Origin of the sequence: Paraburkholderia sp. SIMBA_054, from assembly GCF_046534875.1 — a bacterium.
GTDB lineage: Bacteria > Pseudomonadota > Gammaproteobacteria > Burkholderiales > Burkholderiaceae > Paraburkholderia > Paraburkholderia hospita.
The window spans coordinates 163,015-186,010 of sequence record NZ_JAWRXV010000012.1 but is presented as its reverse complement, the minus strand read 5'-3'; the positions used below and the strand labels follow the sequence as shown (position 1 = coordinate 186,010).

17 protein-coding genes are annotated in these 22,996 nt (G+C 63.5%); 4 read left to right on the top strand and 13 right to left on the bottom strand.

Translation table 11 applies throughout. From position 1 onward, the window contains the following. Positions 1-32: 32 nt before the first annotated feature. Positions 33-2,222, bottom strand: a complete 2,190-nt coding sequence (locus SB822_RS17170) for a hypothetical protein (protein WP_090835329.1) — start codon at positions 2,220-2,222, stop codon at positions 33-35. Between the two features lie 520 nt (positions 2,223-2,742). Here SB822_RS17170 and SB822_RS17165 point away from each other — a divergent pair. Genes SB822_RS17165 through gmd form a run of 3 tightly spaced genes read left to right on the top strand, consistent with a single transcriptional unit; the run spans position 2,743 to position 5,641 of the window. Next, positions 2,743-3,828, top strand: coding sequence for an acyltransferase family protein (locus SB822_RS17165; RefSeq protein ID WP_090835156.1), 1,086 nt, complete (start codon positions 2,743-2,745; stop codon positions 3,826-3,828). Continuing rightward, the gene (locus SB822_RS17160; protein WP_090835158.1) at positions 3,825-4,601 is read left to right on the top strand and encodes an SGNH/GDSL hydrolase family protein; all 777 of its coding nucleotides are present in this window, start codon (positions 3,825-3,827) and stop codon (positions 4,599-4,601) included. Before SB822_RS17165 ends, SB822_RS17160 begins: the two co-directional genes overlap by 4 nt. Next, positions 4,598-5,641 carry a GDP-mannose 4,6-dehydratase gene (gene gmd / locus SB822_RS17155; RefSeq protein ID WP_007585986.1) on the top strand — a complete coding sequence of 348 codons (1,044 nt, stop codon included), beginning with the start codon at positions 4,598-4,600 and terminating at the stop codon, positions 5,639-5,641. The genes SB822_RS17160 and gmd overlap by 4 nt, the downstream gene beginning before the upstream one ends. 54 nt (positions 5,642-5,695) lie before the next feature. Here gmd and SB822_RS17150 read toward each other — a convergent pair whose 3' ends face one another. The 12 genes from SB822_RS17150 to SB822_RS17095 form a co-directional block, all read right to left on the bottom strand. Next, on the bottom strand, positions 5,696-7,051 hold the full coding sequence (locus tag SB822_RS17150) for a HipA domain-containing protein (protein ID WP_090835162.1): 1,356 nt from the start codon (positions 7,049-7,051) through the stop codon (positions 5,696-5,698). Beyond that, the gene (locus SB822_RS17145; protein WP_090835165.1) at positions 7,051-7,335 is read right to left on the bottom strand and encodes a helix-turn-helix domain-containing protein; all 285 of its coding nucleotides are present in this window, start codon (positions 7,333-7,335) and stop codon (positions 7,051-7,053) included. Before SB822_RS17145 ends, SB822_RS17150 begins: the two co-directional genes overlap by 1 nt. A 319-nt stretch (positions 7,336-7,654) precedes the next feature. Continuing rightward, positions 7,655-8,815: a glycosyltransferase family 4 protein gene (locus SB822_RS17140; protein ID WP_007585981.1), complete on the bottom strand. Its 1,161-nt coding sequence runs from the start codon at positions 8,813-8,815 to the stop codon at positions 7,655-7,657. Positions 8,816-8,873: 58 nt separating this feature from the next. After that, positions 8,874-10,103 carry a glycosyltransferase family 4 protein gene (locus SB822_RS17135; protein ID WP_007585979.1) on the bottom strand — a complete coding sequence of 410 codons (1,230 nt, stop codon included), beginning with the start codon at positions 10,101-10,103 and terminating at the stop codon, positions 8,874-8,876. Continuing rightward, on the bottom strand, positions 10,104-11,582 hold the full coding sequence (locus tag SB822_RS17130; RefSeq protein ID WP_007733145.1) for a glucose-6-phosphate isomerase: 1,479 nt from the start codon (positions 11,580-11,582) through the stop codon (positions 10,104-10,106). Positions 11,583-11,585: 3 nt separating this feature from the next. Further along, on the bottom strand, positions 11,586-12,737 hold the full coding sequence (locus tag SB822_RS17125; RefSeq protein ID WP_086919070.1) for a glycosyltransferase family 4 protein: 1,152 nt from the start codon (positions 12,735-12,737) through the stop codon (positions 11,586-11,588). Beyond that, complete coding sequence (locus tag SB822_RS17120; protein WP_079499578.1) at positions 12,734-13,696, bottom strand: glycosyltransferase family 2 protein; 963 nt, start codon at positions 13,694-13,696, stop codon at positions 12,734-12,736. Before SB822_RS17120 ends, SB822_RS17125 begins: the two co-directional genes overlap by 4 nt. A gap of 67 nt (positions 13,697-13,763) precedes the next feature. Next, positions 13,764-15,956 (bottom strand): polysaccharide biosynthesis tyrosine autokinase, encoded by a 2,193-nt coding sequence (locus SB822_RS17115; RefSeq protein ID WP_086919076.1) that lies wholly within the window; start codon positions 15,954-15,956, stop codon positions 13,764-13,766. Positions 15,957-16,132: 176 nt separating this feature from the next. Continuing rightward, positions 16,133-17,314 carry a polysaccharide biosynthesis/export family protein gene (locus tag SB822_RS17110; RefSeq protein WP_090835167.1) on the bottom strand — a complete coding sequence of 394 codons (1,182 nt, stop codon included), beginning with the start codon at positions 17,312-17,314 and terminating at the stop codon, positions 16,133-16,135. Then, positions 17,308-17,760: a low molecular weight protein-tyrosine-phosphatase gene (locus tag SB822_RS17105; protein WP_007733153.1), complete on the bottom strand. Its 453-nt coding sequence runs from the start codon at positions 17,758-17,760 to the stop codon at positions 17,308-17,310. Before SB822_RS17105 ends, SB822_RS17110 begins: the two co-directional genes overlap by 7 nt. A 33-nt stretch (positions 17,761-17,793) precedes the next feature. Further along, a complete protein-coding gene (locus tag SB822_RS17100; RefSeq protein WP_079499577.1) occupies positions 17,794-19,212 on the bottom strand; it encodes a UDP-glucose dehydrogenase family protein in 1,419 nt (472 codons plus the stop codon). Positions 19,213-19,286: 74 nt separating this feature from the next. Continuing rightward, positions 19,287-20,684, bottom strand: coding sequence for an undecaprenyl-phosphate glucose phosphotransferase (locus SB822_RS17095; protein ID WP_007585964.1), 1,398 nt, complete (start codon positions 20,682-20,684; stop codon positions 19,287-19,289). Positions 20,685-21,330: 646 nt separating this feature from the next. Here SB822_RS17095 and SB822_RS17090 point away from each other — a divergent pair. Further along, on the top strand, positions 21,331-22,860 hold the full coding sequence (locus SB822_RS17090; RefSeq protein WP_007733156.1) for a mannose-1-phosphate guanylyltransferase/mannose-6-phosphate isomerase: 1,530 nt from the start codon (positions 21,331-21,333) through the stop codon (positions 22,858-22,860). Positions 22,861-22,996: the final 136 nt, after the last annotated feature.

Genomic DNA, 22,996 nt, shown 5'->3' with positions numbered 1-22,996 from the left:
TTGGGTAGCGTGTGGGTGGAGAAGCGTCGTGTTTATGTCTTTGATGTTGGTTTCCATCGGTACATCAGGACCTTGCCGCGTGCGTCTTCTTCGACGAACACGAGGTACTCGCCGTCGTCGCGGCGATACGCGCTGATGCCGTTAGGCACGTCGACCCAGCCCGATGCATGGCCTACTTCCGGCCCAGGCTGCATCGTGCCGACGGGCGTGCCCGTCTCCTTGTCGTAGACGTGCACGGTGCCGACGGGCTCGACGGCGAACATGTATTTGCCTTCGACGGTGAGGCCGATCAGCGTCGAGACGGGTTTCGCTTTCGTGTCCCACGGCAGCGGCAGCGTGTAGCGCGCAACGGGGTTGCCGCTCGACCACTTGTCGTAACGCACCAGCACGCGGCCCACTTCTTTCCAGAAGCCGCGGTCGAACGGCGCTTCGGCTGTGTAGCCCGTCACGTACATCGAATCGGTTTGCGGGTCGTAGATCGCGCGTTTGATTTCGCTGAACGGTTGCGGCACCGGGTATGAAGTCATGTCCGCGTACGAGTAGACGGGGTTGCCCTTCGCATCGAGACCGCCGAACCTGAAGCGGTTGATGCCCTTCGAATCGCGCGCGCGCCAGATGTCGCCGTTCGTGTCGACCCACCAGCCCCAGCCGCCCGCGAGGTGCGTGCCCGTCGTGTTCGGCGTGAATTCGTCGGCATCGAAGCGGCCGTCGCCGTTGCTGTCGCGCCAGATCCAGTCGCCGCCCTTCGGCGCGTTCGGCACCTTCAGCACGGCGCGCTCGCGGCCCGCGATAAAGCCCGAAGGCGTCGCCGTCTCGCCGTCGCGGCCGCCGTCGAAGCGATAGATCTTCAGATGGTCCGCGTACATGTCCGTGAGGAACAGGAACGTGCGGCCCTTCAGCTTGCGGGCGATGGGCAGGCCCGGCCACTGGTCGGTGTTGAAGACGGGATCGTCGGGATATCTGAAGCGGTTCGTCAGGAAGCCCGCATAGGTCCATTGCTGGCCCGCCGGCTTCGACAGATCGAGCGTGAAGCGCTTGTTGCCCGTATAGACGCTGTCGGGCCGCGACGGGTCCATCCACGCGCCATCGACGAACAACAGCCCTTCGACCTGCCACACGCGCTTGCCGTCGGGCGCATAGCTTTCGAGCGTCGCGCCGAGGCCCGCGCCCGTCGGCTCGAAGCGCGGGCCGACGCCGTTGGTCGATACGTAGACGTTGCCGCGCGCATCGACGCCTACGCCCGTGAGTCCGTTGAAGCGCTGCGGTCCCGGCTTGCCCGCGACGCCCGAGAAGATGCCGCCGCGCTCGCCGAGCGTCGAACTCAGCGCATAGCCGCCATCGCGTTTGCTGAAGAACAGCACCTGCTGGCGCGGGCCGTTGTCGGCGACCAGCACCCGGCCTTGAGGATCGACGGCGATATCGACGGCGACCGTGTCGGCCGGCAGCGGCAATTCGTCTTTCAGACGCTGGCCGTTTGCGTCCAGGTGCGCGACTTTCGGCTTGTCGCCGAGCGTGTCCGTGAGCACCCATAGCGTGCCGTCGCCCGCGCGCGCGATGCGGCCCGGCGCAGGCACGCTCCATTGCGCCTTGCGCTGCATCGATTCGGCGTCGTACACCTCAATGCGGTTCTGCGACGTGTTCGACGCGTAGAGCGTCGTATCGCTTGCAGCGAGCCCGTTGATGTCGCCGCGCGTGCCCGTGGGCACGTCGTTGACCATCGCGAATGCGGCGGCCGCCTTCGCATGCGGATCGATGCTGCTCACGGCGGCCTGGAACGCGGCGACGCGCTTCGTATCGCCAATCTCGCGCCGCGAAATGCCGTACCACTGACGGCCCTTGTCCGGCCACACGCCCTGACCGGTGAGATGTCCCTTCTCGTTGCCGACGCCGACAGCCACATACGCATAGCGTTTGTTGATCGCGATCGCGTTGCCGCCGCTGTTGCCCCAGCCATGCGTGCCGCCCGCGAAGCCGAGCATCTTGCCGTTCTGATAGACGCTCGCTTCCGCGCCGCTCTCGTCCCACGGCGCGTTCGTATAGACCTTGCCGTCGGGCGACACCGCGAGCGCCGTGATGTTGATCTGCGTCCACGCGCCGTCGCCGAAGCCGAAGGTATTGCCGATCCATGACGTCTGCACGTTCAGCGCGGGTTCGGCGAACGCATGCAGTGTCGCGAGAAGGGCAAACGCGCACAACGCGCGGGCAAGCGTGAGTCGGGACAACGCGAGTTCTCCAGTCGAGGCGAAACGAAGGCAGGCGATAGCGATGCATGTTCGCTGGATGTAAGGCGGAAATTCGAAAGGCAGCGCAATACGCGCAGTGGCGTTAATGCGCATTGATCCAATCAGCGCTTAACGGTAAGTGCAAAGAATGAAGGACGAAATTCGCAAATAATTCAAAATTATTCGTCGGTTGAAACGCACGAAAAGAAAGCAGAAAAAATTTGCGTCGAATTTTTTTCGGGCATTTTTTTGCTTGAAATCCCCTCCATTTACCGATACGGCGATCCGATCCGAAGTTCTTACCGGTTCGCGTCGCGAGTGTGTATCGAGGTGTAACCGGGCGTATGCAGATATGAAAATCCGCTTCTCGTTATTCAAATCAATTCGTTTATTTCATTCCTGTTTTTTAGGGTTTTTATTTACCTAGAATCAAACCCGTTTTTACCGTCTTCATGGTGATCGCCTCGCGACACCGTGCATGGCCCATTGACTGCCGCATCAGGCGCATACACGGACGCTCATGACAGCCAGCACCCTGCCCGCTACGCCTTCTCATCACCGACGCATCGTCCAGCTCGACGGTTTGCGTGCGATCGCCGTGCTCGCGGTGTTCGCGCAGCACGCGCTGAAGGCGCCGCTGTGGATGGGCGTCGATCTGTTCTTCGTGCTGAGCGGTTTTCTGATCACGGGCATCCTGCTGGATCGCAAGGCGCGCCAGCAGTCGTATTTCAGCTACTTCTATGCACGCCGCGCGCGCCGCATCCTGCCGCCGTATCTGCTGCTGATGGTGGTGTCGTCAGTGCTGTTCGGCTTCGGCTGGGCGCAGCACTGGGAGTGGTATGCGTTCTTCGCGACCAATATCGGCGATGCGCTGAACCAGAGCGGCCATGACAGCCTGAACGTGCTGTGGTCGCTCGCCGTCGAAGAGCAGTTCTATATTGTCTGGCCGTTCGTGATCCTGCTCGTGCCCGAGCGCGCGCTCGGCTATGTCGCGGGCGCGCTGATCGTGCTCGTTCCCGTGCTGCGCGCCGTCGCGACGCCGTGGTTCGATTCGTTCTGGCCCATCTATTACCTGACGCCGTTCCGCATGGATCTGCTCGCGGCGGGCGCGCTGCTCGCCGTCGCCGTGCGGCGCGATGCGAACGCGCTCGCGCCGTTCAAGGTGCTTGCCGTACTCGGCGTATGCGTCGCGCTGGCCGTGCTCGCTTGGCTGCATCTGCACTATCCGCGTTTTCGCGCGGCCAATACGCCGCTGTCGAATGCGGGCCTGTATAGCGTATCGCTGTTGCTGTGCACGTCGGTCGTCGTGATCGCGCTGCAGAGCAAGGGGATCGTCAAGCGTGTGCTGTGCAATCCCGTGCTCGTCTATATCGGCACGATCAGCTACACGATCTATCTGATCCACCTGACCGTTCTCTACGCGCTCTGGCCGCTGCATTACAACCGCTACGTGACGGCCGTGCTCGCGCTCGCGATCACGCTGGTTTATGCAAGCGCATCGTGGTTCGGCTTCGAGCGCCGCCTGATTCATGGCAGCGCGACGCGTGGCCAACAGCCCGACGCCGCGTTGCATGCGACACGCGAAGCATCGAGGACGAGCGCATGACGCGCGCGCCGATGCTGCGTGCCGCGCTGTGCGCGCTCTTTTGCGCCGCCGCGCTTGCACATGCTGACCAACGCGCGCAGCCGCAAGTGCTGATCGAAGCCTACGGCGACTCGACCACGCTCGGCATTTCGTGCAGCGACGGCCGCTGCGGGCCGCGCGCCGATAACGCGGTGACGTATCTGCAGGATGCATTGCGCGCGGAATACGGCGCGCGCGTGTCGGTCGTGAATGACGGCGTCGGCGGCGCGATGGCGACGCAATTGCGCGACGGCACGGGCCGCAACGGCCCGTGGAAAGACCGCCTGGCATCGTCGAATGCGCAGATCGTCACCATCAATTACGGCATCAACGAAGTGATGCACAACCAGACGCCCGAGCAGTTCTATCAGGCCGAAACCGATCTCGTGAAGACTGCGCAGGCGCTCGGCAAGCTGCCCGTGCTGCAGACCTCGAACCCGATGCCCGATGGGCGTCTGAATGCACGGCTCGCTGAAATGGCCGCGATGACGCGGCGCATCGCGGCCGAACAGCAGGTCCCGCTCGTCGACCATTACGCGGAAATCTCCGCAATGGCCGACTGGAAGACCCATATGTCCGACGGCGCGCATCCGAAGCCCGAGCTGTATCGCGTGAAGGCGCAGCAGGATTTTCAGGTGATCGATCCGCTCGTGCGGCGTCTGTTCGGCGTCGCAGCCGACTCGCCGCGCCAGCCGCCACGCGCCGCATCCCCGCTTCACTCTACTTCCGACAACCCGACGAGAGGCAACTCATGACCACACAACGCAAAGCTATCATCACGGGCGTATCCGGCCAGGACGGCGCCTATCTGACGAAACTGTTGCTCGGCAAGGGCTATCAGGTCACGGGCACGTATCGCCGCACCAGTTCCGTCAATTTCTGGCGGATGGAAGAACTCGGCGTGATGGACAATCCGAATCTGCAACTCGTCGAGCACGATCTCACCGACGCCGGCTCGACGCTGCGTCTGCTCGACACCGTGCAGGCCGACGAACTCTACAACCTTGCGGCGCAGAGCTTCGTCGGCGTGTCGTTCGACCAGCCTTCGACGACGGCGCAGGTCACGGGCGTGGGCGTGCTGAACCTGCTCGAAGGCATCCGCACGGTGAACCCGAAGATGCGCTTCTACCAGGCGTCGACGTCGGAGATGTTCGGCAAGGTGCAGGCCGTGCCGCAACGCGAGGAAACGCCGTTCTATCCGCGCAGCCCGTATGGTGTCGCGAAGCTGTTCGCGCACTGGTCGACGATCAACTATCGCGAGTCGTACGGCATGTTCGCGACGAGCGGCATTCTGTTCAACCACGAATCGCCGCTGCGTGGCCGCGAGTTCGTCACGCGCAAGATCACCGACACCGTCGCGAAGATCAAGCTCGGCAAGGCCGAGGTGCTCGAACTCGGCAATCTCGATGCGAAGCGCGACTGGGGCTTCGCGCTCGAATACGTCGAAGGCATGTGGCGCATGCTGCAGGCGGATGAACCCGACACCTATGTGCTCGCGACGAACCGCACGGAAACGGTGCGCGATTTCGTGAAGATGGCGTTCGCAGCGGCGGGTTACCAGCTCGAATGGTCGGGCCGCAACGAGAACGAAAAGGGTATCGACGTGAGGACGGGCAAGACGCTGATTCGCGTGAACCCGAAGTTCTACCGCCCTGCCGAAGTCGACCTGCTGATCGGCTGCGCGGACAAGGCGCGCGACAAGCTCGGCTGGAAGCCGGAAACGACGCTCGAGCATCTGTGCAAGATGATGGTCGAGGCGGATATCGCGCGGAACCAGAACGGGTTGTCGTGCTGATAGCGGTTTGAACCGCTGACAGAGAAAGGGCGCGTAAAGCGCCCTTTTGCTTGTCTAAAGCAGCTTGCGGTCGACCTGCGGGACCATCGGCGCGAATTGCAGCAGGCGTTCGGCCTGCACGGCGATGAAGTCCGATATCGTGTGCACCAGCGCGCGCTCGTCGCCGACATAGACGTCCGAACGTGCCAGTTCGGGCGCAAGCGCCTTCGCGGCCTGCGCCATACGCGTCATTTCGCGGCCGAGAAAGCGTGGCACCGTGCCCGTTCGCCGCGCGAAATCCGCCAGCGCGAACGGCGTGATGTCCTCCAGCCGGAAGGCGTCGCCATAGCCCATCGCCATGTCCTGTTCGACGCGCTCGCCATAGGCATTGACGGACACCAGGTCGTAAAGCGGCGCGGGTTCGAGACCGCCGCCGTGCATGAAAAACGACAGGTTTTTTCCATGCGCATCACTGTTGCCGATCAGCAGCTGAAACAGCGCCCACCGGATCATGAAGGTGCGCGCGGCAGCGGGATTGTCGAGATGCCGCTGAAGCGCAAACAGCCTCTCGAAGCTCACGCCCTCGCGTATGTTGCGCACGTCCGGTGTGTTGCCGAAATTCCGCTCGTATTTGAACGTGACGGGTAGATCCAGCGCCTGGCAACCGTCGATCACATGCCGCCGCCGCACGGCCTGAACGGACTCGCCATCCGAGGGGTCCAGCTCGACCGTCCGGTCGAACCGCCCGATCAGCAGGATCGGCTCGGGAATGCGCCGGATCGAAACTGGCGCGGTGAGCAGGCCCATGCGGGACGCCAGCGTCATGCAGTAGTGCTCGTTGGCGACCATGCACGGCGTGACGGGGCTGCGCGATTCCGGTTTCAGAATGTGCGTCGAACTGAGCGGCCCATCCGCAAGCGCGATGCGCTCGCCTTCCAGCAGTACTTGCAGCTTGTCCTGATAACCCGCCACCGACAGGCGAACCTTGCCATCCCATACAGGGAACGGAATCACGTCGCGCTCGCGGATGCGCTGGCTCAGTTCATCGGGTGAAATTTCGCGGCGCGCGGGCGGCCGTTCTTCCGGGTGAATGGGCTTGCCGTCATCGTCCGTGGCGAGAAAGCTCAAGGCGCCGACGGGCTCCTTGCCGAGCATCCGGATAAGCCCATACGTGTTGTCTTTCGACACCTGATAGACAACCGACGCGACATCGAGCGCCCGCCCCTCCGGCAACAGATTGGCGATAAACCGATGCACGGTACCGCCTGGCGGTTCATCGCCTGACAGAGGGATGTGCGGAGACAGCGGAAACGCATGCCGGCGTCCGGGCCAGTTTGCGTCATACGCGAAGCGGTAGAGGCTCTGTCGCGCGTCGAAGTCCAGACGGCCGACTGCTCCTTCGTGAGCCGTCACATGAAGGGCATGAGGCATCAGGACGCCTCCGACGGACTGCCGGGCGCTGTGACCGTGGCGCCCGCCTGCGCGTTGAACGGTTCGATGTAATCGAGCACCGCGCTGGTTTCCTGATTTGTGAAAACCAGCATGTTGAGGCCGAGACCGTTCAACACCTTGAACACCTTGTCGAGACTGACCGATCGGCCGTTTTCCAGCCGCGATAGCACGTCTTTGGAGATGCCGAGCATGTCGGCGGCGTCGTCGATGCGAAGCTCGCTTTGCGCACGCCGGTTGCGCACGAGCCGGCCCAAGGCTGCCATGTCGCCAGCCAGTGGATTGACGGAGGTGGGTCGAGGCAAGGTGCGGGCCATAGTTCCGGGATTTCAGGAATAAAACCGCTCACGGTCGTCGTGAGCCGGATAATTACGAGAATATCGGAATTATGGGGAAAAGAAGTGTGAGCTGTCAATAGTTCTTATATTTAAGGAATTAAGTCTCACGGGATGTGTGAAATCTAGATAATTCCTTAAATATCGGAATTATAGAGACGCTGATCAGCGACGCATGCCTGGTCGCCCGTCGCCGCAAAAAGAAAGGGACGGCTCACGGCCGTCCCTTCCCCCAACGGTGTTATCCGCCCTACGCCGCCGCCTGAATCGCCTCGTTGTACACGGCCGCGACCCGCTTCGCGATCACCGGATTATCGAAATTGGCCCGCGCATACGCACGGCAAGCATCCGAATCCGGCAGCCTGATCGTTCCATCCAGCGCCTTGCCCAGGCCATCGGCGATCGCGTCCGCGCCCGTCGAAGGCAGCACGAGATCCTGCGACAGCCCCGCCACCGCTTCCGGCAGACCGCCCACGGGCGTCACCAGCACGGGTGTTCCCGACGCCAGCGATTCGACGGTGATCAAACCGAACCCTTCGAGCGCCACGGTCGGCACGACGCTGATCGTGGCCGCGCGATAGAGCGACGCCAGATGCTCGTCCGGCACGAAGCCGAGCAGCTTCACGTTGTCGCCGAGACCGGCATCGTCGATGCGCTGCTGCAACTCTTGCTGCAAGCGCCCCTTCCCTGCGATCAGCAGCAGCACGTCCGGATTGCGGCGTTTGACAACCTTCACTGCATCGATCAGATCTTCGAGACCCATGCGCCGCACGAGACGCCGCACGGCCAGCACGATCGGCCGGCCCAGCGGCAGTTGCAGACGCAGCCGCGCTTCGTTTTGCGTCAACGGCAGATTGAACTGATCGACGTTCACGCAGCCCGGCACGACGCGCACGCGGTCGGCGGGAATGCCGTAGCGCGACGTCAGAATGCGGCCGAACGCATCGGACAGCACGATCAGCCGCGACGAACGCGCGTACACGGTCTGCTCCAGATAACGCTTGGCGCGCTGACCGAGCGAGTCCGCGCCTTCGACATGACTCTCGTCGGCCCACGGCCCCTGAAAATGCGACACCTGCGGGATGCCACGCATCGCGTCGAGGCCCGGAAACGTGTACAGCGCGAAGTGCGACGAGATCACGTCGGGACGCTGCTCGCGAATCTCGCGGCGCAGCGCGCGGCGCGCGGCCATCAGGCGCAGCGGCAGCGATTGCGCCGCGGAACCGAAGCCCTGGATCGCGCCGTTGGTGTCCTGCGCGACGCGCTCCGAGCCCGCGACGACGCCCCGCACTTCGACGCCCGCGCCGGGCAGCGCGCCGATCAGCGAGTAATACATGCGGTCGAGACCGCCCGCGCGCTCGGGAAACCAGTGCATGCCGATCTGCAGCGATTTGATGGAACGAGTGGTCATGGTGTGTGCTTTCCTTGTCGTTGTCGATGTGCGCTTCAGTCGCCGTACGTCACGTGCATCACGCGCGATCCGCGCGTTGCGGGCCTGCGAGCACGTTCGCCGCCAGCGGTTCGGCGTCGTTGTCATTGATGTTTTTCGCGCGGCGGCGGTCTTCACGCTGCCCCGCAATCTGCCGGTACAGCGCGATGTACTGCTGCGCCATGCGCGCCCAGCCGAAGCCCGTCGCGAGTTCGTTGGCCGCGCGGCCCATCGCGAGCCGTTGCGCGTCGTTCGATGCGAGACGTCCCACGGCTTGCGCGAGCGCCTGCGGATCGTCGGGATCGTCGAGCACGATGCCGCATTCGGGCGTGATGATCTCCGCCCCGCCCGCCGTGTGCGCGGTCACGACAGGCAGACCCGCCGCCATCGCTTCGAGCAGCGACAGGCTCATCGCTTCGTAGCGCGACGGAAACACGTACGCATCGACGGAATGCATCAGCACGGGCATCTCTTTGACGAGGCCGAGAAAGTGCACGCGGTCCGCAATGCCGAGCGCTTTCGCCTCTTCCGGATACGGACTGCCCGGCAGATAACCGGCCACCGCCATATGCACGTGCTCGGGCAGATGCTTCAAGGCCTTGAGCACCGTGCCGAGATTCTTGCGCGGCGTACGCAGATCGCCGACGAACAGCAGCAGGAACTTGTCCTCAGGCAACTTGAAACGCGTGCGGTCGCCCTGCGCGGCGGCAAAGCCCTGCGTATCGACGCCGTTGTAGATCACGTCGAGCCGGTTGCGCGGCGTGAGGCCGATCGCGGCGATCTCGGTCGCGACCTTCTGCGACACGGCCGTGATCACACGCGAACGTCGATACGCCCAGCCTTCGAGCACGGCATTCACGCGCGTATAGACGAACTGATATGCGGACCACAGACCCTTGCTCAAACCGAACGGGTAGTACTTGCTGTTGAACCAGCCGCTATGGACGAAGTGTGCGGTGTTCACGTCGGCGGGCATCCACGTGATGAAGCCGTTGACGTGCAGCACGTCGTATTCGGCGCGGTGCTTGCGCAGCCACCACGCGCTCTTCAATGCGAACACCTGCTGGCGCAGCAGATTGGTGGGCCAGAAGCGGCCGATTTTCACGGGCGCCCAGCGCACCAGCGGATGTTCGAGCAGTTCGGGCGCGACATGCGAGGCGACCAGCGTGACCTCGATGTTCTCGTCGAGCGCGGCGCGCGCGATCTCGTGATTGACGCGGCCCTGCCCGTCGTTATGACGCACTACGTGCGTGACGATGGCGACTCTCAATCAGTGGCCTCCAGGAAAGAATGAATGGCGGCGCCTGTTCAGCTTCTGCCAGTGCGCCGCGGAAATAATCGAAAACACGCCCATGAAGAGCAGCAGACCGCCCGTGCCGACGAGCGAATTGGTGAACACCAGCATCGCGAAGATCGCCAGCGCGAGCGACAGCGAAGCGGACGCGAACTTGTCGTCGCGCAATTTGAACGATGCGCGTAGCGCGCGCACCAGCAGCCAGATCACGCCCGACATGTACAGCAGCGTGCCCGGCCAGCCGAGCACGAACGGAATGTTCATCACGCCGCTGTCGAAGTTGCCGTACTGGCCGAGCTGGCCGCCGTCGTTCGAGAGCTTGGTCGAGGTGCCCGTCGCGCCCAGCCCTTCGCCCGTCACATCGGTGAACGCGGTTTTCGCGAAGGTCGCGTAGAACTCGTTACGCGCGGCGTAGCTCTGGTCGTCGTGAAGATTGACGATCGTGTCGAGACGCGCCTGCATCCGCTCGGCGACCGGGCCGATCGCCAGCAGCGGCACGCACAGGCCAACCAGCAGCACCGCGCTCGCGACGATGCGGATACGCACCTTGTTGTTCGACTTGGCGAGCTGGATCAGCATCGCGATGACCCAGCCGCCCCATGTCGAGCGCACCAGCGACAGACAGAACGACAGGAAGCCGAGCGCGCCCGCCACCCAGCGCACGCGATGGTTCGCGGCCATCACGTAGACCATCGCGCCCATCATCGCGAGCGCGAACGGGCCCGACGAATTCATCGTGCTGAATACGCGCACGCCGAACGGCACCGGGTCGCCCTGCGAATTCATCTGCGATCCGAGCATCCACAGCGCGTCCCACTGCGGCATGATGAAGAACTGCACGAGGCCATAGCCGCCCATCAGCAACATGCCCCAGATGAAGGTATTGATGATGGTCTCGCGGAACTCCGGGTACCGGCGCGAGTGCGCCATGATGTGAAAACCGATCAGGATCGGATAGACCCAGTTCGCGAGGTCGTACAGGGCCGCCAGCGGGCCGCTGGAGACGACGCCGATCATGAACGCGTACCCGAGCCCCGCCAGCACCAGCAGGACGGGCAGGCCGCGCCGTTGCGCGAGCACGGGGTAAAAGCGGATCAGCGACAGCCCGCTGATCATCGTCACGGCGAGGGGCGCGACCTGGATCAGACTGGTCGGCGTGAACGCGCCTTTGGACCAGTCGGCGAGACGCCGCACTTCGGGGCTCAGGAACCACAGCCACCACATGTAGCCGACGTACTTCGCGGGCGCCTTGAAGTACAGCCAGAAACCGACGGCGATCGACAGCACCGGGAACGCGAGCGTGAGCACCGTGCCCTGATGCGCGACGATCAGCATCGCCGTGACGAGCCACAGCAACGCGGGCGGCAGCCACTCGCTCTTCTGGCGCTTGTCGCTCTTCACGCTCTTGACGGCGCGAGTGGCGCTATCGATCCCGGCTCGTGCAATCGACGACATCGCTTACATCCCTCCCCGGCTCTGCGACGGCACGCGGGCGTTTCCACTGGCGTTCGCCTTCTGCGCGGGATGCGCGTGCTGCGCTTGCTGACGCAGCAGATCACGCGTGAGCTTCACGTGCTGCTGCGCATAGTGCTGCGTCGTGTGATCGCGCGACACGAGCTGCATCGACGCCGCCTGCGCCTGTTGCAGCGCTTGGTCGGGCGATGCGATGAGGCCGAGCAGCGCCTCGCGCAGCGCGTCGGCGTCGAACGGCGGCACATACGCCGCCGCGCGCGCCGAAAAGTAATCCTCCAGCCCGCCGACATTCGTCACGACCATCGGCTTGCCGACGGCGGCGGCTTCCAGCATCACCGTGATACCGGACGCATGCGTGTTCGGACGCAGCGGCACGACGACCACGTCGGCCCAGTCGTACAGTTCGCGCTGCTTCTTCAGGCCCGCTGCGGGCGCGACCTGCACGTTCAACGAACGCAGTGCGCGCGGAATGCGCCGTCGCGTCGCGAGCCGCACCGCAAAGCGCGGATCGTTGCCGACGGCCTTGATCAGCGTTTCCCAGTCACGGTCGCGATCGTTGCCGATGGCCGCGATGCGCAGCGGCGTATTCGGTTGCCATGCCTTTGGCTGCTGCACGGGAAAATCGCGCGTGTTCAGCCCGTAGAAAAGCTGCGTCGCGTCGCGGTCGAAATACTCGCGGCACAACTCGGCGTTATCGCGCGCGAGCGTCGTCAAAAGATCAGCACGCCCAATCAGCTTGCGATAGAACCAGCGACGCAGCAGCCCATAGTTCGGCCACTTGTCGATCAGCCACACACTTTGCGCGAGCAATAGCGGTTGCTCCTCGCGCTTGCCGTTCATCAGCAGCATCAGCGCGGCCGATAGCCATTCCTGCTCGGTGTGCGTCCAGATCACGTCCGAGCGCAGCATCTCGTCGCGGTTGCGCAGCGTGTGGATCAGGTCGAAGCCGAGCAGCGTCTTCAGCGCGCGGCGCACGAGACGTACCGGCTTGCTCTCCTTTGCGTCCTGCGAATAGCTCAACTGGAATTCGTCGGACTCGGCGTGGTGATAGCCATACAGGCAGCCGATGTTCTCGCCCGGTCGATAGAAACGCGGATCGGCGCCGTAAAAAAGATGCACGTGGACCTTTGTCGTCATGCGTGCACCCCCGTCCCGGTGCCCGTGCCGCGCTGCTGCGCAAACGCCCGGCGCGCTTCGCGAGCGCCCGTGCGCACGGCATGCCAGCGCGCAAGCTTGGTGCGCGCCCCTTTCGACGTCAGCGCGAGCACCGCATGCAGCGCGCCCGGATAAACACGCGTGCCGACGAGCGCATACCACCACCACGCGACTTCGCGCTGCCCAGCCGGCAACTGCTCGCGCAGGATCAGATGCAGGTTGTACGCGGCGTTGCGCACCGCCGTCAGCGACTGCGCGTCGCGGCGGTCCTCGTCGAAACGCTCGGCGGGGTAGTGATCGACGGCGACGCGCGGATCGTAAACCAGCTTCCAGCCCGCGTTCTTCACGCTCATGCTGAACGCCATGTCGTTGTGGACCTGCGCGCCTGCGCCGCGCAAGCGGCCGTCGAAGCGGATCGTGCGCACCGCGTCGTGCCGGTAGCTCATGTTCGCGCCCTTGAGCAGATCGACTTCGCGCGCTTCACCGACACCCAGATGATGGTTGCCGATGATCTTGCCCGACTTCATCATCTTGCCGACCAGAAAGCGCGAGCCGTCGAGCACGCCGCCCTTTTGATGCACCCAGTCGCGTCCGCCGAGCGCGCCCAGGCGCGGATCGCTTTCGAACGCGGCGCCGATGCGGCGCACCCAGTCCGCGTGCGGCGCGGCGTCGTCGTCGGTGATGGCGATCACGTCGCCCGTCGCAGCATCCAGCCCGCGATTGAGCGCGGCCACCTGGCCCGGCAATTCGACGGCCGCGACGTTCAGCGGCAACGCGCCGACCACGAGGGGATCGGCGAGGCATGCATGCGTCGCTTCATCATCGGGACGCGCGACCACGACCACTTCGTCGGGCACGCGCTCCTGCTTCTGCAAGGCCGCGAGACAGCGCGCGAGGTCCTGCGGGCGGCGAAAGGTCGGCACCAGTACCGTTATCTTCATCCTGTACTCTCCGTGGCTTGTTGACGGCGCATGGACCTTGCCTCGCAGGCAAGACCCAATGCGCGCATCAGGTGCTCAGGTATTCCTGCACGGCCGCGTAGCTGCGGTCGTAGTTGCCGCGCGCGCGCGGCGGCATCGCGTTGAAAATCGCGCCCTGCACGTGCACGCCCGCCGAATGCAGGCGCTTCAACGCATCGGCGATCTCGCCTTCGCTGTGCATGCCCGAGCGCACGACGAAGAACGTCGAACCCGCATAGCCGCCGATGATCGACGCGTCGGTCACGGCCAGCACGGGCGGCGTGTCGATCAGGATCACGTCGTAGCGCTTGCCCAGCCCGTCGAGGTACAGCGGCAGCCGCGGCGACATCAGCAGTTCGGACGGGTTCGGCGGACGGCGGCCGCACGAAATGAACGACAGGTTGTCGATTTCCGTCGCGCGCACCGCTTCTTCCAGCGAAATCTGCCCGCTCAGCAACTCCGACAGGCCGTTGTCCTGCGAGCCGCCGAGATGCTTTTCGAGCGCGCCGCGCCGCATGTCGCCGTCGATCATCAGCACGCGCTTGCCCGAATGCGCGAGCAGAACGGCGAGGTTGATCGTCAGGAAACTCTTGCCGACGCCGGGCAGCGGACCCGTGAACATCACGATGTGGTTGCGCGAATCCTGCAGCGTGAACTGCATCGACGTGCGCAGGCTGCGCAGGCTTTCGATACACACGTCCTTCGGCTTCGCGTTTGCGAGCACCGCGCGCTGACGCGTGCCGCCGCGCACTGCGGCGTTCTCCAGCAGCGCCTGTTCGGACGACAGCGGCACGAGACCATAGACGGGCAAATGGAACGTGCGCTCGACCGTTTCGGGGTCGTCGATTCCCTTGAACATATTGCGGCGCAGGAACACGAAACCCGTGCCGATGATCAGCCCGAGAATCGTCGCTGCCGACAGAATCAGCGCCTTCTTCGGCTTGATGGGCGAACCGGGGCGCAACGCGGCGTCGACGATATGCACGTTGCCGCCCGTGCCTGCTTTCTGCACGGACAGTTCCTGTACGCGGTTGAGCAGCAGCACGTAGATGTCTTCGGCGACCTTCGCGTCGCGCTGCAGCTGCACGGCCTTCACTTCGGTAGCGGGCAGATCGCGGAAACGGTCAGCGTATTTCGTGCGCTGCGCCTGGAGTTCGGCCATCTGCTGCTGCGCGGCCTTGATCATCGGGTGATCGTCGCCATAGCGCTGTTCGAGCTGCGAAATCTGCAGACGCAAGGCGGAGATCTGCTGCTCGTACTGCACGCTGCCTTCCAGATAGACCTTCGCCTCATCGCTCGCGTTGATCGAGCCGCTCTTGCTCTGATACGCCGTCAACGCCGCTTCCGCGCGTTCCAGATCGGACTTCAGGCGCGGCTCTTCACTCTTCAGAAAGTCGAGCATCCGGCTCGCGTCGGCCTGCTTGGTGCGGATGTGCTCCAGCAGATACGACTGCGCGAGCGCATTGGCGACGGCCGCCGCGTGCTCGGGGCTCTGGTCTTCGAGCGAGATCGAGATCACGCCCGTCTGCTTGCCCTGCTCCTGCACGTTGATCGCCGACTGGAACGCGCCGATCGCGTCGAGGTCGTTCGCGCGCATCACCGTGAACTGTGTGCCGGGCCGCGCGACGAGCTTGTCGACCAGCATCGTGACGCCGCCGCCCTGTGCCGGCTGGCCGGCCTGGCCGCGCAACAGCAACTGGCCGTCGGGCGTCATCAGCGTGTAGCGTTCGTTGTCGAGCGCGGTGAGGACCAGCTTCTGGCCTTCGAGCGCAGGCGTCACGTCGAGCGAATCGACGTCGGCCAATTCGCCGCCCCACGCATACGAGCCGAGGCCGAGCCACGCCTTGGCGGGCTGGCCCGGCGTCGCGAGACGCGCGGCGAGGCTGCCGAGCACGGGAATCGTCTTCGGCGCGATCGAGAAGTTCAGCTTCATGTCGTGAACCACGGGCGCGACCACGCCGCGGCTCTTGATCATTTCGATCTCGGCGTCGGTGGGAATCGTCGACTGTCCCGTCGAGATCGTCGCGCCCGTTTGCGTCTGCGTGAGCGCCTGCGACGTGTTGTCCGACGTTTCCACACGCACGTGCGCATCGGCCGAATACACGGGCTTCGCGACATAGCAGTAGAAGCCGGCAATCGCGACGATGGTCGCGGCGATGCCGATCAGCCACCAGATGTCGTCGATGATCACCTGCAGCAGTTGGCCGAGGACCACGTCCTCTTCTTCGGTTCTGGCCTGCATGGCCAGATGGGGATTGGCTTGAGTGCTCACTTGGATACTCGCTTGAGTGCTCAGGGTTGACCCGGGTCGGGTCGCCGGCGGCATCCGGTGCGTTGCATCCGTTCGTGTTCCGGATGCGAAGCGCCGGGATGCCGGCAGCGGTTCAGGCATTGCAACTGCAATGAGACGTCAGGACATCAGCGCGTCAGCTGCTTCAGGTAGAACAGCGTCTGCACCGTCGGCAGGACCTGCTGCAACACGCGGTTGAATGTCGTCGAGGCGGCCGTGCCCACGTACACCACGTCCATCGGCTGCAACTGGAATTGCGACGACAGCATGATCGCGTCGGGCTGCGTCATGTCGAGGCGATACACGTCGGGCGTGGTCGGCTTGTCCTTCATGCCGCGCATCACGTAGATCTGGCGCGGGTTCGCGTCGGTGTCGAGAATGCCGCCCGCCTGCGTGAGCGCATCGGCGATCGTCAGTTCGCCCTTGTTCATCGGCACGGGGATCGGTGTCTTCACTTCGCCCATCACGAAGATGCGCGTGTCGCTGCGGTCCGGCACGTTGACGATGTCGCCGGGTTCGAGCATCACGTTCTGCGTCGAATCGCCCTTGTCGAGCATGCGGTTCGCGTCGAGCACGTAGAGCTTGCCCTTGCGCGTGAGGCGCACGCGCTGCAGATCGGCGTTGTCGGACGAGCCGCCCGAGCGGGTGATCGCGTCGACCAGCGTGAGCGGCACGTCGGACAGCGCAAGCGGTCCCGGCGTTTTCACGTCGCCCGTCACCTGCACCTTCTGGCTGCGGTACGACAGCACGCGCACATCGACCTGCGGATCGCGGATGTACGGAATCAGCTTCTTGCCGAGTTCGTCGCGGATCTGCGCCGTGGTCCGGCCCGACGCGCGAATCCGGCCGACGAACGGGAAATAGATCGTGCCGTCGGGCGCGACCGTCTGTCCGTACGGGTCGGCCTGGCCCGGCAGTGCCTGGGTGTACGGCTGCTGCAACGCGCCGCCGATCGACTGCGTGGTGTTGCCGCCCGAAGACAGCGTGCTGCCGTTCGGCGTCGTCAGTTCCGGGTGGTCCCACACGGTGATGCCGAGAATGTCCTGCGGCGCGACGTGATAGACGTACTGCGTCGGATCGGCGAACGGGCCCGGCGGCGGCAGCACCTGCTTCGCAATGGAGTCTGCCGTTTGGGCCTGCTGCTTCTGGATCACCGAGGCATCGATCAGCGTCACCGGGTACGTCTCAGCCGGCTTGTTCTGCGAGTCTTCCTTCAGACGCGACGTGTCGAGGTAATTCCCCGGCGCGGTCGCGCACGCCGACAGAAAAGTCGTCAGCAGAATAGATAACGTGATATTTCGTTTCAGCATATTTTGTCCAGCCATCCCATGACGAGGTGTTCGATGTGCGCGAGGCTGTCGCGATACGCGCCTTCGTCGCGTCCATGCGGATCGACGACGTCGGCGCTTCCCCACTTGTCCCACTTGCCGAGCGGATAGACCTTGCCGCGCGAAGTGCGATCGAGCGCTTCCACATCCTTGACTTGCCGCTGTTCGGTGACGAGGATCAGATCGGCATCGCGCACGAGCTTGCCGTCGAGCCGCCGCGCGCGATGCGCGCCGCTTTCCACGCCGCGTTCTTCGAGCAGACGCCGCATGACGGGGTCCATGGCGTAGCCGTCGATCGCGCGCAGGCCCGCCGAGCGAAACGCGATGGGCTGCGCTCCGCGCGCGTCCTGACGCGACTTGAACAGTCGCTCGGCGGCGGGCGAGCGGCACACGTTGGCGTGGCAGACGATCAGGACGTTCGCGAACATGGGCGGCCTCTTTGCAGTCGATGACGCCTGGGGTTACAGCGCGTCAGCCGTGGCAGCCGTCGCGAGCGAGGCCGCCGCCGCTTCGGACTGCGCGGACTGACGGCCAATCGCGTGATACTCGATGCCGAGTTCGCGCAGCGTGTCCGGCTCGTACAGATTGCGGCCGTCGAAGATCAGCGGCGTTTTCAGCAGCGTCTTGAGACTGTCGAAATCCGGGCTCTTGAAGACCTTCCATTCGGTGAGGATCACCAGCGCGTCGGCCTGCTCAGCCGCCTGCATTTCTTCATCCGCGAACGTGAGGCGCGCGAGATGTTGCGGCTTGTCCTTCAGGTCGAGCGCGAACACGCGCTTCGATTCGTCGACGGCGACCGGGTCATAGGCCACGACCTTCGCGCCGCGCGCCAGCAGTTCGGCGATCAGTGCACGGCTCGGCGCTTCGCGCATGTCGTCGGTATTCGGTTTGAACGCAAGACCCCAGACGGCGAACGTGCGGTCCGACAGGTCCTCGCCCAAACGTGCAACGATCTTGTGCGCGAGGATCTTCTTCTGCGTTTCGTTCACTGCTTCGACGGCTTCGAGAATGCGCAGGTTGTGGCCCATCTCGCTGCCCGTGCGGATCAGCGCCTGGACGTCCTTCGGGAAGCATGAGCCGCCATAGCCGCAGCCCGCGTACAGGAAGTCGTAGCCAATGCGCGGGTCCGAGCCCATGCCGCGGCGCACCGCTTCGATATCGGCGCCGACGCGGTCGGCGAGATTCGCGAGGTCGTTCATGAACGAGATGCGCGTCGCGAGCATCGCGTTGGCCGCGTATTTCGTGAACTCGGCGGAACGCACGTCCATGTACAGCGTGCGTTCGTGATTGCGGTTGAACGGCGCGTACAGGCGCTTCATCAGTTCGCGCGCCTTTTCGCCGGGCACGTCTTCGTCGCAACCGAGAATGATCCGGTCCGGGCGCGTGAAGTCGTCGACGGCGGCGCCTTCTTTCAGGAACTCGGGGTTCGACACGACCGAGAACATCTGCTTCAGGCCACGCGCATTCAGCTCTTCCTGCACGGCCTGCGCGACGCGGCGCGCGGTGCCGACGGGCACCGTCGACTTGTCGACGATCACCTTGAAGCCCTTCATATGGCGGCCGATATTGCGCGCCGCGGCCAGCACGTATTGCAGGTCGGCCGAACCGTCCTCGTCGGGCGGCGTGCCGACGGCGATGAACTGGATGTCGCCATGCGCGACGGCCGCTTCGATATCCGTCGAAAACTTCAGGCGCCCCGCCTTGCGGTTGCGCGCGATGATCTCCAGCAGACCCGGCTCATGGATCGGCACGCCGCCGTTGTTCAGCACGTCGATCTTGCGCTGATCGACGTCGAGGCAGAATACGTCGTGCCCGATGTCTGCCAGACAGGCACCCGTCACGAGGCCCACGTATCCGGTTCCAACGATCGTCAGGTTCATGAATTACACCTCGGAGATTGAATGTTCAGTGAATGAAGAACGCCTGGCGTTCTACCCGATGGACGCCACGCGCGTCAGTACGCGTTGCTGCCCACGAAGCCTTTCCAGAAAGTCAGGCCAACGATCTTGATGTCGAGCCAGAAGCTCCAGTGCTGCATGTAGTACAGATCGAGCTTGACGCGGCCCATCATCTTTTCGATGCGGTCGGTCTCGCCGCGATAGCCGTTGATCTGCGCCCAGCCGGTGATGCCGGGCTTGATCCGGTAGCGGTGCATGTAGCCCTTCACCAGATCCTTGTAGATGTCGTCGTGTTCGAGCGCATGCGGACGCGGCCCGACCACCGACATCTCGCCGCGCAGCACGTTGATGAACTGCGGCAGTTCGTCGAGGCTCGTGCGGCGCAGGAACGCGCCGACGGGCGTAATGCGCGGATCGCGGCGCGTGGCCTGCGTGATCTTGCCCGCCTGTTCCTGGTGGACCTTCATCGAGCGGAACTTGAAAATCTCGAACTCGCGTCCGTCGATGCCCTTGCGCCGTTGCCGGAAAAACACCGGGCCCGGCGACGACAGCTTCACGGCCACGGCAATTGCGAGCAGCAGCGGCGCGAGCGCCGTCAGTGCGGCGAGCGCGAACAGACGGTCGAAGATCCGCTTGGGCAGCACGCGCAGATCGGTGATCGGCGATGCGGCGAGATTGATCGCGGGCACGCCGAGCAGATCGACCATCGGCTGGTTGAGGAGCGTCAGGCTGCGCACATCCGGGATAAAGCGGATGTTCACGAAGTCGTTGCGGAACTCCATCACGAAGCGATGGATGATCTTCTCTTTCGACATCGGCAGCGCCATCCACAACTCGCGCACCGAACGGCGGCGCATCTCGTCGATCATCGCCGCGTAGTCGCGCCGCACGGGCACGCCTTCGATAGTTTCCGGCTCGTCGTTGTCTTCGTAGTGGCTGCGGCTATCGTTTTCGTCATAGACGATGACGGGGCTGAAGCCTGCTTCGGGACGGCTGCGCATCTGCTCGATCAGAAACTTGCCGTACGGCGCGCCACCGACGATAGCCACCCGCTTCTGGTTGAAGCCCTCGCGGCGCAGTCCGCGCAGCACGGCGTGCACCAGCGCCTTGGTGACGATCAGCAGCACCACGCTCGCGCCGGCCCAGTACGCGAGCCACAGGCGCGACAGCATGTCCGATCGGTGCAGGCTGAAGCTCATCAGCACGCCCGTCACCTCGACCATCAACCAGCCCATCGACACGCGCCACAGCAGGTCGTACAGCGGCTTGCCGCGCCACGACTGATAGATGCCGAGGGCCGGAAAGAACAGGATCACGAGCAGGCAGTCGAACGCCAGCGACACGCTTTGCATGTCGTCGAGCCATACGAAATGCCCTGCGTGCAGCGCGGCTGCGATCAGCGCGCCGAGCGCGACCATGCCGATGTCGATGATTCTCGATAGAACGCTCAGCATCTGCTGCCCCTCGCCTTGTCTGTCAGTTCAATCAAGTTCTATCCACGGTCCGTTGAAAAGTGCGCTGCGTAATTCGCGCGCCGGCTTGTCGGGTGATTCGCCAACCGGCCTTGCGTCTTGCGAATGGAAAAGCAACGCGGGAAAAGCAAATCACCTCGCATCCGGTGCATTGCGGTTTGCATTGCGACCCGAATACGAATGAATTGCGCCGGTGAGTGAATACCCTTGTACAAGCCTAGATAAAGCGGTATTAAAATTCCGGCTGCAAGGCGGTAAAAAATCTCAAAATGTATCAGCACGATTTACGATATTTTTTTCACTTTTATTCGGTAACTTTTGCCGAATTATGCGAGTTGGCACCGCACTTCACACCGCTCGACCCGCCTTTGCTGTGCTTTTTTTCCGCTGCAGTTTCAGTTGATGCCGTACGCGTGCCGGTCAGCCTCCGAATTTCAAGGCCGCGAATTGTGTCGCGTCAATTTTTGCATGATTTATTTTCTATTTTTCTGGCATTGCGAAATTATTCGTTAATGCATGTTGAGCATTTTGCATTGGAATTATTCGGTAGAAATTCAATGTCCATTTATTGACGCATTACGACGTGATAAAAACGAAGCCATTCACCCTGCTTCGAGGAGTTATCACCATGACTGCTACGGCGTCAGACGTCGACAATCGCCAGGCGAATCAAACCCGGCTCAACGTCAAGCTCAAGGTTCATCCCGTGATACTGGCTGGCGGTTCGGGAACACGGCTGTGGCCGATGTCGCGCGAACAGCATCCGAAACAGCTGATCGGTCTGCTGGGCGCAGACTCGCTGCTGCAATCGACGACGCAACGGCTCGATGGGCTCGATGCCGGTTATCCCGTCGCCGAGCAACTGGTCGTTGTCTGCAACGAAGATCATCGCTTCACGACGGCCGAGCAACTGCGCGTGAGCGGCAAACAGAGCCGCCTGATTCTCGAGCCCTGCGCACGCGACACCGCACCGGCTTTGACGATCGCGGCGCTTTCCGTGCTCGCGCAGGACCAGGACGGCATCATGGTCGTGATGCCCGCCGACCACGCGGTGACGGACACTGAAGGTTTTCACGCCGCCGTCGCGGCGGGCGTGCAGCATGCTGCAAACGGCCAGATCGTGACGATGGGCATCGTGCCGTCGCGCGCCGAAACGGGCTACGGCTACATTCGTATCGGTGCTTCACTGCCCGCCGTCGAAACGGCGAGCGAGCGCGTGATCGACGCGCACCAGCTCGACCGCTTCGTCGAAAAGCCGCACATCGAACTCGCGCAGCGCTATGTCGAGTCCAAAGAGTATTGGTGGAACAGCGGCATTTTCATTCTGCGCGCGTCGACGTGGATCAAGGCCGTGCGTCATTTCCATCCGGCCATTTATGAAGCCTGCGAAGCCGCGCATGCGCAAGGCACCACCGACGGCGACTTCTTCCGCGTGCAGCGCGACGCGTTCGGCGCGTGCCCGTCCAATTCGATCGACTACGCGGTGATGGAACGTCTGGGCGGCGACACGTCGGTATGCTCGGGCGTCGTCGTGCCGCTCGATGCCGGCTGGTCCGATGTCGGCTCGTGGGACGCGATCTGGGACATCCTGCCGAAGGACAGCGACGACAACGTCGGCCGCGGCAACGTTATGTTCGAAGGCGCCGGGTCGACATTCGCGCATTCCGAAGGCCGCTTGATCGCCTGCGTCGGCACGCACGATCTCGTCGTCGTCGAAACGGACGACGCGATTCTCGTCGCCGACAAGAGCCGCGTGCAGGACGTGAAGAAGGTAGTGGGCCGCATCCGCGAAGCGCATGGCGCGGAAGCCGTGAACCATCGCAAGGTGCATCGCCCGTGGGGTCACTACGATTCCGTCGACATGGGCGAACGCTTCCAGGTAAAGCGCATTGTCGTGAAGCCGGGCGCGCAACTGTCGCTGCAGATGCACCATCATCGCGCCGAACACTGGATCGTCGTGCGCGGCACGGCGCTCGTCACGCGCGGCGAAGAGCGCTTCATCGTGTCGGAAAACGAATCGGCGTATATCCCGCTCGGCGTCACGCATCGTCTCGAGAATCCGGGCAAGATGCCGCTGGAAATCATCGAGGTGCAATCGGGCTCGTATCTCGGCGAAGACGATATCGTGCGCTTCGACGACACGTACGGCCGGCGATAACGCGCATCGCTAACAAACGCAGCAGAGACGGACGCTGATGGATTGCGCCCGTCTCTGCTACGACGTGTTTGCTGATACCTCAGATTGAAACTGCGCAGATTGAAACTGCGGGGGTGAAGCGCGCGATGCGTGAACC